10 protein-coding genes are annotated in these 12,002 nt (G+C 70.0%); 5 read left to right on the top strand and 5 right to left on the bottom strand.

Features of this window, described 5'->3' with window-relative positions; genetic code table 11:
* Positions 1-66 precede the first annotated feature (66 nt).
* Positions 67-1,566: a PucR family transcriptional regulator gene (locus ACFYTQ_RS31765; RefSeq protein ID WP_387368972.1), complete on the top strand. Its 1,500-nt coding sequence runs from the start codon at positions 67-69 to the stop codon at positions 1,564-1,566.
* Positions 1,567-1,591: 25 nt separating this feature from the next.
* Here ACFYTQ_RS31765 and ACFYTQ_RS31760 read toward each other — a convergent pair whose 3' ends face one another.
* Positions 1,592-2,047, bottom strand: a complete 456-nt coding sequence (locus ACFYTQ_RS31760; RefSeq protein WP_387368970.1) for an SRPBCC family protein — start codon at positions 2,045-2,047, stop codon at positions 1,592-1,594.
* 182 nt (positions 2,048-2,229) lie between these two features.
* Here ACFYTQ_RS31760 and pnuC point away from each other — a divergent pair, with 182 nt between their 5' ends.
* Positions 2,230-2,865 (top strand): nicotinamide riboside transporter PnuC, encoded by a 636-nt coding sequence (pnuC, locus tag ACFYTQ_RS31755; RefSeq protein WP_387368968.1) that lies wholly within the window; start codon positions 2,230-2,232, stop codon positions 2,863-2,865.
* 22 nt (positions 2,866-2,887) lie between these two features.
* Here pnuC and car read toward each other — a convergent pair whose 3' ends face one another.
* The gene (gene car / locus ACFYTQ_RS31750) at positions 2,888-6,415 is read right to left on the bottom strand and encodes a carboxylic acid reductase (protein ID WP_387368966.1); all 3,528 of its coding nucleotides are present in this window, start codon (positions 6,413-6,415) and stop codon (positions 2,888-2,890) included.
* 160 nt (positions 6,416-6,575) lie between these two features.
* A complete protein-coding gene (locus ACFYTQ_RS31745; protein WP_387368964.1) occupies positions 6,576-7,553 on the bottom strand; it encodes a TIGR03564 family F420-dependent LLM class oxidoreductase in 978 nt (325 codons plus the stop codon).
* Between the two features lie 170 nt (positions 7,554-7,723).
* Between ACFYTQ_RS31745 and ACFYTQ_RS31740 the strand changes: the two genes are divergently transcribed.
* On the top strand, positions 7,724-9,118 hold the full coding sequence (locus ACFYTQ_RS31740) for a metallophosphoesterase (protein WP_387368962.1): 1,395 nt from the start codon (positions 7,724-7,726) through the stop codon (positions 9,116-9,118).
* Here ACFYTQ_RS31740 and ACFYTQ_RS31735 read toward each other — a convergent pair.
* On the bottom strand, positions 9,076-9,558 hold the full coding sequence (locus ACFYTQ_RS31735) for a hypothetical protein (RefSeq protein WP_387368960.1): 483 nt from the start codon (positions 9,556-9,558) through the stop codon (positions 9,076-9,078). The genes ACFYTQ_RS31740 and ACFYTQ_RS31735 overlap by 43 nt on opposite strands.
* 215 nt (positions 9,559-9,773) lie before the next feature.
* Here ACFYTQ_RS31735 and ACFYTQ_RS31730 point away from each other — a divergent pair, with 215 nt between their 5' ends.
* Positions 9,774-10,232 carry a DUF6194 family protein gene (locus tag ACFYTQ_RS31730; RefSeq protein WP_387368958.1) on the top strand — a complete coding sequence of 153 codons (459 nt, stop codon included), beginning with the start codon at positions 9,774-9,776 and terminating at the stop codon, positions 10,230-10,232.
* Between the two features lie 91 nt (positions 10,233-10,323).
* On the opposite strand, the gene ACFYTQ_RS31725 is transcribed toward ACFYTQ_RS31730, so the two are convergent.
* On the bottom strand, positions 10,324-10,995 hold the full coding sequence (locus ACFYTQ_RS31725; RefSeq protein WP_387368956.1) for an NAD(P)H oxidoreductase: 672 nt from the start codon (positions 10,993-10,995) through the stop codon (positions 10,324-10,326).
* 81 nt (positions 10,996-11,076) lie between these two features.
* Here ACFYTQ_RS31725 and ACFYTQ_RS31720 point away from each other — a divergent pair, with 81 nt between their 5' ends.
* Positions 11,077-11,997 carry an AraC family transcriptional regulator gene (locus tag ACFYTQ_RS31720; protein WP_387368954.1) on the top strand — a complete coding sequence of 307 codons (921 nt, stop codon included), beginning with the start codon at positions 11,077-11,079 and terminating at the stop codon, positions 11,995-11,997.
* The last annotated feature ends 5 nt before the right edge of the window (positions 11,998-12,002 follow it).

Below are 12,002 nucleotides of genomic sequence, written 5' to 3'. Positions count from 1 at the left end.
CCGTTCCCGCCGCGCCGATTGTGGGTACCTCCAAACGCGATGACGAGCGTGTTAGCGTCGGATTTCATGCGTCTGCATGCCCTGCTCACCATGCCCGACCTCGGCCTGGAGCTGGTCACCGGCGAGGGGGAACTGGATCGGTTCGTGCGCTGGGTCGTCACCCAGGATCTGCCCGATCCGAGCCGTTACCTGTCCGGCGGGGAACTGGTGCTCACCGGTCTGCAATGGCACGACACCCCGCACGACACCGAGGTCTTCGTGGCCGCGCTGGCTCGCGCGCGGGTGGCGGGGCTGGCCACCGGCGACGCGCGGTACGGCGCGCCGCCCGAGGATGTGATCGACGCCTGCCGCCGACACCGGATCCCGCTGTTCCGGGTGCCCGAGCGGGTGGCCTTCGCGACGGTCACCGAACGCCTAACCCGCCTGTTGTCGACCGGGCGCGCCGCCGACCTGAGCGCGATCCTCGATCGGCATCGGCAACTGGTCGCGGGCACCGGCCTCGGCTCGATCCTGCGACTGCTGGAAAGCGATCTGGGACTTCGCTGTTGGGTGCTCACCACCACCGGCCGCGTGGTCGACGGGCCGGACCGGCGGCCGCCCGCGAACGTCGTGGCAGCCTTCCTCGCGGCCGACCGCCTGCCGCTCGTGCTCGATGTCGAGGAGCGGCGCTTCTCGCTGTTCGCGGTCGACGAGCACGGCACCTCGCGGGTGGCCGACTGGTTGCTGGTCTTCGAGGGCGACTGCGCCGACTGGCCCGAGGAGCGCCGGGCGCTGGCCGGGGAACTCGCCGCGGTGGTCTCGCTCGAACGCGCCGGCCAGGACGATCGGCAGAGCGCGCAGGGCCGGGTGGCCGAGGAACTGATCGGCCTCATCGTCGCCGACGCCAAGCCCGCGGACATCCTCGCCCGGCTGGAACTCACCGGCCTCGGCACGGCCGAACGCTATGTGGCGGTAGCTGCCGCCGCCGATACGATATTGCGCCCCAAGGAATTACGTGCCCTGCTCCGCGAAATACTCTGGGGCACAAGCCCGGCCGCGGGCGTTCTCGAGGGCGAGGCGATCGCGCTGGTGCCCACGGACCGATCGGTGCTCGACCGCGTCCGCGCCGCGCTCGACACGCTCGAACCCGGACTCGGCGGCCACCCGCTCTCGATCGGGGTGAGCGGGGTCGTCGACGGCGAGGGCCTGCGCGGCGCGATCGAGGAGGCCCGCTACGCCCGCCGGATGGCCGCCGCCCGCGACCGCACCGCCGATGTCGTCGGCCACGACGAACTCGCCACCCACATGCTGCTGCTCGCCAGCGTCCCCGACGAGGTCCGCCGCATGTTCCGCCTGCGCCTGCTCGACCCCCTCACCACCTACGACCGGGACAACGGGGCCGACCTCGTGCACACCCTGCGCACCTTCCTCGAGACGTCGGGCTCGTGGACGCGCAGCGCCGAACTCCTGCACGTCCACGTCAACACTCTGCGCTACCGGGTCACCCGCATCGAGGAACTCACCGGCCGCGACCTGTCCCGGCTCGAGGATCGCGTCGACTTCTTCCTGGCGCTGGCCCTCCCGTAAGCGCCTGCGGCCGTTCAGTTTTCGGCTAGCCCTCGACCAGCTCGGCCAACCGGTCCAGCGATGCCCGCAACTTCTCCGGGGTGGTGGCGCGGGCGCGGACGAGCCGCTTCTCGTCGGTCAGGCGCGTCCAGTCGTAGGTGTGCCGGACCAGAGTGCGGCCCTCGTCGAGCGGTTCGAGTTCCCAGCGCCACAGGTGACCGGGCGGGGTGGCGCCGGGTTCGGCGGGACGCCAGGCGATGAGGCGGCCCTCGGTGAACTCCTCGACGTGGTTCTCCCGTACCGCGCCCACGGTCAGGGTCGTGCGGAACACCTCGCCCGCGGCCCGCACCCGTTGCCCGGCCGCGGCCTCGGCGAGATTGTCGTTGCCGTCCCAGCGCGGCTGCTGGGCGGGGTCGGCGATCAGTTCGAAGATCGTTGCGGCGGGCGCGGCGATCTCGCGCTCGGCGCTGGCGATTCGGTTCTCCTCGGTGCTGTCGGTCATGCGGTGATCGAAACATTCGCCGGGCCCGAACGCCACCCCGGGGGATACGCCACCCCTGGAACAACGATCGAAACATTCGCTTGGCCCCGAACGCCGCCCCGGGAATAGCGATCGAAACATTCGCTTGGCCCCGAACCGCCGCCCCGGGAATAACAATCGCCGCGGTACGGGTTGGCCGAGAGGTGAATGCGGGGTTCACGGTCGCGGGCGAGCACATCCTGTGGACCGATCTGGTGGGCAATATCGCCTCGCTGGCCGTGGTGTGGCTGGCGATGCGCAAGACCCTGTGGACGTGGCCGGTGCAGTTGGCGGGCGCGCTGTTGCTGCTGGCCGCCTCGATCGACGCGCACGTTCCGGGCAACGCGCTCAAACAGCTGCTGTTCTGCGTCCTGGCCTGCTACGGCTGGTTCACCTGGTCGCGCGGCACCCGCGACCGGCACGATCTACTCGTGCGCCCGGCCACCGCCCGCGAACGACTGTTCCTCCTCGCGGTGCTCGTCGTGGGCACGATCGGCGTGGCCGAGTTGTTCGTGCACCTGAGCTGGCTGCACATCGCCTGGTCGCCGTGGGTGAACGCCTACATCTTCGTCGGCAGCGCGGTCGCCACCTTCGCGCAGAGCCGGGCGCTGGTCGACTTCTGGATCATCTGGATGCTGGTCGATCTGGCCGGGGTACCGCTCGCGTTCAAGTCCGGGCTGTACGTGTCGGGCGCGGTGTACGGGTTGTTCTTCGTTCTGGTACTGCTCGGCTTCGCCCGCTGGCGGCGGGAGTACCGCGACCGGACCGCTTCGCTCGCAACGGTTTCCGCGGGCCGCTGAGCGACCCGCGGATCGGCCTGCGTCACAGGAGGTTCCGTAGCCTCAGATCGGTCGCGTACTTCTCGATCAGCGCCCGGTCGAGGTGCGGGATGTCGCGATCCGCGCCGAGTTCGGCCGCCTGGACGGCGGCCTGGAACTTCTTCGCCGGGAGCAGCGCGCCCCGGATCGGCGGCGCGGGCCGCCGATAGGCGTGCAGCAGCGGCAGCACCGAATGCTGTCGCTGCCGCTCGGGCAGGGCGCGCAGCGCGATCTCGAAGCGGGACAGCCAGTCGGCGTAGTCGTCGAGGCGTTCGATGGGATGGCCCGCCTCGATGAGCCAGTCCACGAATTCGTCCAATCCGAGCCCGTCATCGTGCGGGTTGAGCACGTCGTAGGTCTCGTAGCCGGAATCGGCCCGCGCGCCGAGCGTGGCGATCGATTCCGCGGTGAAATCGGCGGGCAGACCGTCGTAGTGGGCCCGTTGCCGGTTCCCGTCGGCGTCGAGCCGATAGAACGACGTCGGCGCGATGCCGGTGGCGAGCACGCTCAGCAGCAGCCGGGTGAACATGTCGGGCACATTGAGCTGACCCGCGTACCGGCTGTGCGCGAGGATCATGTCCGACCGGAACACCGCCACCGGCAGCCCGCACAGCTCGTGCGCCTCCCGCAGCAACACCTCACCGGCCCACTTACTGTTGCCGTACCCGTTGGCGTATCCGTCGCCGACCGCGCGCACCGCGCTGATCTCCCGGATGTCACCGTCCTCGGTGAACGCGTCGGGCGAAATCTGGTCGGCCACACCGACGGTCGACAGATACGTGACGGGTTTGACGGTGTGGGTCAGCGCGAGCCGGATGATCTCCGCGGTGCCCACCACATTCGGCCCGAACAGCTGGGCGTAGGGCAGGACGTGATTGACCAGCGCGGCCGGATGCACGATCGAGTCGACGGTCTCGGCGAGCCGTCGCCAATCCCGCTCCCCCACACCGAGATTCGGCTCGCCGATATCTCCCGCCAGCACCTCGAGGGTGCCCTCCGCCAGTTCGCGATACCGCCGCGACAGCTCCGGATCGCCGGTGTCGAAGGCGTCGTCGAGCCGCGCGCGGGCCGCCGCCGCGTCGCCGCCGCGCACGACGCAGATCAGCCTGCCGCCCGAATCATGCAGGCGCTGAAGCCATTCCAGGCACAGGAACCGGCCCAGGTAGCCGTTGGCTCCGGTGAGCAGCACGGTGCGCGGCTGTTCGGGCGCGCGCGGCAGGGTGGGCACGGCGGCGAGGGTGGCGGGGTCGAGGAATTTGTCCAGGGTGAGATCGGCGGCGCGCGGCCGGGCGGGGTCGGGGTGGACCGACGCCACGGTCGGCCGCGAGCCGCCCGACGCGCGTTCGGCGTCGATGTGTTCCGCCAACTTCCGCAGATCGGTGGCCGCGCTGACGATGACCCCGACCGGCACATCGACCTCGAAGATCTCGCCGAGCAGGTTGGACAGGCTCAGCGCCGACAGCGAGTCCCCGCCCAGATCGGCGAAGCGCGCGTCGGGCCGCAGCTCACCCCCGGGCAGGCTCAGCACGGCACGGGCGGCGCGGGCCACGACCTCCGGCGTCGGCAGCTCGCGAGCCTCCCGGCGCAACGCGGTCAGCTCGTCCGCCTGTTCTGCGGCCAGCTCGGCGTAGAGCCGCTCGAGCCGGTCGCCGTACCGCGCTTTCAGCTTGGGCCGCAACAACTTTCCGATTCCGGACAGCAGCCCGTTGGCCATGCTGAACGGTTCGGTCTCGAGCAGGAATTCGCGCGGGATCTCGTAGGAGTTCAGCTCGGCGTCCTTGGCGACCTGCTGGAGGGATGTCGCGATGACGGCCTTCAACCCGTCCACGTCGGGATGCGCGGCGACGGCCTCGGCGGTCGGGACGATCACGGCGAGCAGATACGCGCGCTCGCTCGACCCGTAGACATAGATCTGCCGGATCAGCGGGCTCGCCGTGAACAGCGCCTCCAGCTTCGACACCGCCACGAATTCGCCCTGGGACAGTTTGAGCACGTTGTTGCGCCGGTCCACGTACACCAGTCGGTCCGGGCCGATTTCCGCCATCACGTCGCCGGTACGGTAGAAGCCCTCGGCGTCGAAGATCTGCTCGTTCAGTTCCGGACGCCGGTAGTACCCAGGGATCAGCGTCTCCGCGCGGACCAGCAGCTCGCCCCGCGGATACGGCTGGTCGGTGGTGAAATAGCCCAGTTCGGGGACGTCGACGAGCTTGTAGTCCAGCACCGGCGGACGTTGCACGACGGTGTCGACCACGATGCCGCCGCCGGTCTCGGTCGCGCCGTACCCGTCGCCGAGGTGCAGGCCCAGCACCGATTCCATGAACGCGTGCATCTCCTTCGACAGCGGCGCGCTGCCGGACAGGGCCGCGAGCAGGCGACCGCCCAGGAAGTGTTCGCGCAGTTCGGTTTTCACCTCGTCCTCGATCGTCGCGCGCTCGCCTCCGGCGGCCAGCCGCTGCTCGACCTCGCTCTGGAAGCGCTGGAAGACCATGTCGCATACGCGCGGCACGAAGAACTGCACGGTGGGTCGCACCAGCGCGATGTCGTCGAACAGCGTCGACATATCGCTGCGCGCCGCGAAATACATCGTCCCGCCCCGGGACAGGGCGTTGACCAGACCGATGCGCCCGGCGACATGGCTCATCGGCATGTACATCAGGCCGATGGTCGGCATCGGGACACGGCCGTCGAGGCGGAAGCCGGTCCGGTCGCGACGGCCGTCGGTGGCGCGCCAGAAGCGGGCGAGCATCGACGCGGGATACATTGCGCCCTTGGGGGTTCCGGTGCTGCCGGAGGTGTAGATGAGCAGGGCCAGCTCGTCGCCGTCCGGCTCGGCGCGCAGCGGGGCACGCGGCAGCTCCCGCCCGCGGCGCAGGGCCGCGTCCAGGGTCTCCACGCGAATATCCTTGTCCGCGAGGCGATTACGGGCGGTTTCGAGCGCGGCGCGGTGGTCGTCGTCCTGGTCGTGGTAGCCGAAGACGAGCACGGTGTGGACCGTCGACGCCAATTCGACGGCGACATCGAGTTGTTCGACGTCCACGGCGAGCACCCGCGGTCGCGTCTCGGCCACGATCGGGCCCAGTTGCGCGAGCGACGCCCCCGCCTGCAACGGGACCGCGACCGCGCCGAGGTAGGTGCAGGCGAGATCGACGATCGTGTAGCCGACGCTCGTGAAGCCGAGAATGGCGACGAAATCGCCTGCCCGCGTAGGCTTCTCGGCATCGTGGTGCCACGCGGCCGCGAGCGCGCCGACCCGATCCCACAGCTCGCGATAGGTGAGGGTGTCGAAGCGTGGCAGCAGCCGCCCGTGGCGACGGCCCGTCTCGTCGGCCACGAACTCGACCGCGCGCTCACCCAGGGCGGGCCGGTCCGCGTAGGCCGTCATGATCGTGTCGATGACCCGCGCGACGCTCAGGTCCGGCGCTTGGACCGCCTCACCCACGGTCTCCACGGGTTGCGCCGCGCGGACCTGCTCGTCCCGAGCCACCAGATCGGCGACCCGCCGATCGAGTGCGGCCAGCAATTCCTCGTTCATCCCGACCTCCCGGTTGTCCCGACTCGCGAGGGCCGACTCCGAGAAACACGAGTACTTCCACCCGCGACAATTAAATTACCGAGCCTAACTATCTCCAGGGTTCTCCGGGTTCACCGGCGATGTCAAGGCAGCGCGCGGGCGCGGCGGCGTCCGGCCCAGTTCATCGCGGATTGTCGGATTCCTCACTCCGTGAGGTATGCACTGTTTGCCCGGACCAGGATCGCCCCGCCAGTTCGCCGAGCAGCCGCCAGGTGCGCGCCTGATCGGCCGGGCCGCCCAAATCCGTTTGCGCCACGAGCAATTCGGTCGCGCCCGCGTCCACATACGCGCGCAGGCCCCGCGCCACATGCTCCTCGTCACCGATCAGCGCCACGTCGGCGGCACGCTCGACGCCCTCGCGGTCGAGCACGGCGCGGTAGGACGGCACGCGCTCGTAGAAGGCCATCACCTCGGTGGCGTGCGCGCGGACCTCCTCGGGCCGGTCCGTCACCACGGCCACGACACCGGCGACGATCTGGAGCGGGCGCGCGGGCCGAGCCCGCTCGAGGTGGGGCACGATGTGCGAACCCAGCGTGCGCGGTCCGGCCAGCAGCGGCAGCACGCCGTCGGCGAGTTCGCCGGTGACGCGCAGCGCCCGCGGTCCCATCGCCGCGACCAGCAAGGGAATGTCCTGGCCGCCGTGCACGGTGGTCGGCATCGGCGAGTGGGCGCGCAGCCGTTCGCCCGCGAAATCGGCGCCGCCGTGCTCGATCAGCTCGCGCAGCACGGTCAGATACTCCCGCAGCCGCAGCACCGGCTTGTCCTCGTCGATGCCGAAGGCGGCCGATTCCGTTGCGGGAGCGCCCAATCCGAGCCCGAGCCGGAAGCGGCCACCGGTGGCGGCCTGCACCGTCTGGGCCTGGTTGGCGACCACGATCGGATGGCGCGGGTTGATCGGCACGATCGACGTCCCGACGCCGATATCGGGGACGGCCCCGCCGACGACTCCGGCCAGGACGAGCGAGTCGAGATCGAAACGCTGACCGAACCACACCGACCGCAGCCCGGCCGCGCGGGCCGCGCGCGCCTGCTCGATCACATCGGTCACGTCGTTTTCCACGCCCGCGCGGGGCCACAGCGATACGCCGAGAGGAACCATGCCCGTGCGAACCCGTAGCGGGCCAGGACGATTCCCGTGGTCGCGACAACTGCCGCTCACCTGCGGGTTTCTCACTATTCAGCGCGCGGGGCCGAGCCGTCACGCGCAGGGAATCCCGCGTTCAATCCGCGGCCCTACCGTCGAGGGGACGAACCTGGGCGGAGGTCTTCATGCTGAACGCGCGGCTGCGAACCGTGTGGCTGGCGAATGTGGCGACGGCGACCGCGGCGGTGGCCGTGGGCGCTGGACCACTGCGGCCGCATCTGGTACATCGCGTCGAAACCGTTGGGGCGCGGCATCATTCGATGATCGCCATGGACCTCGAGGTGGTGACGGTGACGGATCGCTCGGTGATCCTGACCTGGACCACCCGCGAGCGCGACCGCGCGGGGCGGCTGCGGCCGGTGCCCACCGACACCGAGGTCCGCATCGCGCCCGCGGACGCCATCGGACCGGCACGACAGTGCTTCCACGACACCCGGCCCACGCCGTTCCATTACGCGGAGATCGACGGGCTCGAACCCGGGCGGTCGTATCGGTTCGAGGCGTATTCGGCCGGGCAGCGCGCGGTGTCCTCGCGGACCCTGGTGACGCGGCGGGCCGGATCACCGGAGAGCACAGGCGTTTTCACCACGCTCACGCCGCCGCCGGGGCGGCTGCTGCGCACCCTGGCCCTGGCCAACGATCTGCATGTCGGCGAGCGGTCGAGCGGGCTGCTCATGGCCGGGCTGCCGACGGGTCTGCGGCACGACGGCGCCGACCATCCCGAGCTCATGCTCGACTCGCTGCTGTCGGATCTGCGGCTGCCCGATCGCGGCGCGGACAACCTGATCGTCGCGGGCGATCTCACCGACACCGGCACAGTCGACCAGTGCGCGACGGTGCGGCGACACCTGGACGGTTGGGGCGCGCTCGGTCGCGACTACTTCGTCTGCCGCGGCAATCACGACGCGCCGCAACCGGACGACCACTGGGGCGCGGTGTTCCACCGCCGCCAGCGCCTGACCGAGCACACCATGGGCGGGCTGCGCCTGATCGGGCTGGACACCACCCGCCTGCGCGGTTCCGGCGGCACGATCGTCGCCCCGCAGCTGGACCATCTGCGCGAGGTGCTGGCCGGGGATCCGGATCGCCCGACGCTGGTGTTCGGCCATCATCCGGTGACTTCCTCAGCGGCCGTGAGCAATCCGGGCGGTCCCGGTTTCGTGCTGGACCGGGTGACGGCCATGCGTCTGCAAGCCGCCTACCGCGACGCGCCCGGGGTGTTCCTGCACCACTGCGGGCACACCCACCGCAATCGGCTGGGGCGGCCCGACGACGGTATCGAGGTGGAATTCCTCGAGGTGGCCGCCGCCAAGGAGTACCCGGGCGGCTACATGCTGCTGCGCCTGTACGAGGGCGGCTACATGGTGAACTTCTACAAGACCCGTACCGACGCCGCACGCCGGTGGAGCACCCGCACCCGGCGGCAGTACTTCGGCCTGCATCCCGATCACGCGCTCGGCGGCTGCCACGACCGCAATCACGTTGTGCTGCGGGACTTCTCGGGCCTGACCCCGGCCTGACCCGCACCCACCAGCACACCCGCCGTCGCCTCCGCCACGAGGTCGAGCACCCGCCCACACGACGGCAACCGCGGCGGCCCGGCGATCGGCTCACACGCCCAGCGCCACCCGAAGCCGTGATCGGACATCGGCATGAGCACGCGGTAACCGGGGGCGTGCACGATCACGGCCGGGTTTCGTGGTGTCCGCGGCGACGTCCGATCCGGCGGCCCCGGCGCGACGAGGAACGTCCACGCCGTCTCGCGCGGGTTGGCGACCACCGGTGATCGTCCGTCGAGCAGGCCCAGTACGCGGTCGCCGAGATCGGTGGGCATGGTCACCGCCCCGATGCCGGGGCCGCAGATCACCGCCGGGCGGGCGGCCACGAATTCGATCGGCAACCCGTAGCGGCACCGCAGCAGATACGCGACATCGGCAGGGGTGTAACAGGATTCGAACATCGAGCGCCTCCCGGAGCACCAGGTCGTCGGATGGCCCATCCCACCACAGCGGCATTGCCGATTCGTTGCCGAATATTTCCGTCAGATTGCTCTTGAAACGGTTTCGTCCGGTATTTGAGGGTTCCTCCCGATGATTCGCGCTTTCCGCTGTGAAAGTTCCAATGTGCACTTCAATGAGACGATTGAAGGGAGGTTTTCGACAAGGAAGGGACGGTATGAACGCCGACGAGATGAAGCGACACATCACCACGAGCTACGCGGGCCTCCGGGTGGCCGAACATCTCGGGGACACCTTCTTCATCTTCGACCCGGACGGCGACCTGCCCCCGAACTTGCAGATGCCGTTCGCGACCCTGGTGACCGGGGACAACTACGACGCCGTCTCCGCGCTGGGCGACGGCTCGTACCGGCTCAATCTGGGATTGCCCCGCGACCGGTACGTCGCGTTGTTCGGCCCCGCCCCCGGTCACCGGGACGAAAACGGCGTCTACGACACGGGTTTCGACTACGCCGCCCGGGATGTGCTGATGCCGCACCCGGTGTACGCCGGGCAGAACTGGGTGGCGGTGGTGAATCCCAGTGCGGCGACGCTGGATTCGGCCCTGGCGCTCGTCGCCGAGGCGTACGACTTCGCCGCCCGCAAGCACGCCAATCGGGAGGCGCGGCGAGGTTGACGCCCGGTCACGCTCGGGCGGGGAGCGGCGCGGCGAGGCTGATGGGCGATCACGCTCGGGCGGGGAGCGGCGCGGCGAGGCTGAGGGACCATCACGCTCGGGCGGGGAGCGGCGCGGCGAGGAACTCGTCGACGATTTCCGCTGCGCGCCGGTCGAATTCGGCGTAGTGCGCGTCGCGCTCCGCCCCGGCCACGGCGTCGCCCACCACGAGGGTGCCGTCGGCGGCGAGGGTCTGCGTCCGTTCCTCCGCGTCGGGCAGCAGACCCACGGTGGACCGCTCGAAACCGCAGTAGTAGGCGATGCCGTCGTTCAACTGGTTCTCCAGCACCTGCCGCATGGGCTCGACGACGGCGTCCGCGGCGGTGGCTCCCGCCAGGCCCAGCCAGAGGATCCGCTTCCCGGCGAGCCGAGGCTTGCTGCGCCCGTAGGCGAACCCGTAGTTCCACACCCGGTCGATCCAGCCTTTCAGTACCGCGGGCACGCTCATCCAGTACACCGGGAACACCGCGACCACCCGATCCGCGGCGAGCAGCCGGGCCATGTGCTCCCGCGCCTCGGCGGAATAGACCTTCTCCCGGTTCCCCCAATCGGGTTGGTCCTCGATGGTCATACGCGGATCGAAGCCCTCCCGATGCAGATCGAGCAGGTCGACGCGATAGCCCTCGGCCTCCAGCCGGGCGACCGTGCGGCGGGCGATGTGCGCGGTCAGCGAGTCCGACCGGTGATGGGCGAGTACGACGAGCGCGGTTCCGTTGTTCTCCATGCGTCCAGTACAGCGAGCCGCGCGTGGACGATCCATGGGAGGAAAGCTCCGATGCATAGGAGTTCGTCTACGCTGGACGTGGTGGATCCCTTGAGCTCCCTGTTGAACGGCCTGCGCGCCGAGGGTTCGGTGGCCAGCCACGCCGTGCTGCGCGCCCCCTGGACCCTCCGCTTCGCCGACCGCGCACCCCTCACCATGGTGACGGTCCTGCACGGCGGCGGCACCCTGATCCTCGCCGATGGCACCGAACACGTTGTCCGCCAAGGCGATACGGCCGTGGTCCGCGGCCCCTCCCCCTTCCACCTCGCCGACAGCCCCGCCTCCCTGACCGGCCCGCACGAGGCGTACGAGATCTCCTGCTTCGTGGACGATCCCGACTGCACGGCCCGCCACCTCGACGGCATCCACTGGGGCGCCGCCCCCGAGGACACCACGGCCCTGATCGTCGCCGCCTACCGCACCTCCGGCCACCGCCCCGACCGCCTCCTGCGCGCCCTCCCCCCGATCCTGACCGTCACCGACGACCCCGAGATCTGCGACTGGCTCGAATCCACCGCCACCGACGCCACCACCCGCACCCCCGGCTCCCAAGCCCTCATGGACCGCCTCCTCGACTGGGCCCTGGTCTGCACCCTCCGCACCTGGTTCGCGGGCCCCGAAGCCCCCGACTGGATCCGAACCCTCACCGATCCCGTAGTAGGCCCGGCCCTCAAGGCCATCCACGCCCACCCCTCCTCCCCCTGGACAGTCGCCTCCCTGGCCGCCCACGCCGGAGTCTCCCGCGCCCTGTTCGCCAAACGCTTCACCGCCCTGATGAACCAACCCCCACTGACCTACCTCACCGAACTCCGCATGGAGGAGGCGACGGCACTACTCCTCGACACGGACATGACCATCGCCCAGATCGCACGAGCGGTAGGCTACGCGGACCCCTTCGGCTTCAGCGCGGCATTCAAACGCTGGAAGGGCCACAGTCCCAGCGCATTTCGTCTCACCGCCTGAACGGA

Source organism: Nocardia sp. NPDC004068 (genome assembly GCF_042874315.1).
Taxonomy (GTDB): domain Bacteria; phylum Actinomycetota; class Actinomycetes; order Mycobacteriales; family Mycobacteriaceae; genus Nocardia.
This window is presented reverse-complemented; position numbering and strand designations above follow the sequence as displayed.

Bases quoted from the DNA above. Each gene is read 5' to 3' on its own strand.
- car (WP_387368966.1), bottom strand. From the start codon at position 6,415: ATGAACGAGGAATTGCTGGCCGCACTCGATCGGCGGGTCGCCGATCTG.
- ACFYTQ_RS31760 (WP_387368970.1), bottom strand. From the start codon at position 2,047: ATGACCGACAGCACCGAGGAGAACCGAATCGCCAGCGCCGAGCGCGAG.
- ACFYTQ_RS31735 (WP_387368960.1), bottom strand. From the start codon at position 9,558: ATGTTCGAATCCTGTTACACCCCTGCCGATGTCGCGTATCTGCTGCGG.
- ACFYTQ_RS31745 (WP_387368964.1), bottom strand. From the start codon at position 7,553: ATGGTTCCTCTCGGCGTATCGCTGTGGCCCCGCGCGGGCGTGGAAAAC.
- ACFYTQ_RS31730 (WP_387368958.1), top strand. From the start codon at position 9,774: ATGAACGCCGACGAGATGAAGCGACACATCACCACGAGCTACGCGGGC.
- ACFYTQ_RS31725 (WP_387368956.1), bottom strand. From the start codon at position 10,995: ATGGAGAACAACGGAACCGCGCTCGTCGTACTCGCCCATCACCGGTCG.
- ACFYTQ_RS31765 (WP_387368972.1), top strand. From the start codon at position 67: ATGCGTCTGCATGCCCTGCTCACCATGCCCGACCTCGGCCTGGAGCTG.
- ACFYTQ_RS31740 (WP_387368962.1), top strand. From the start codon at position 7,724: ATGCTGAACGCGCGGCTGCGAACCGTGTGGCTGGCGAATGTGGCGACG.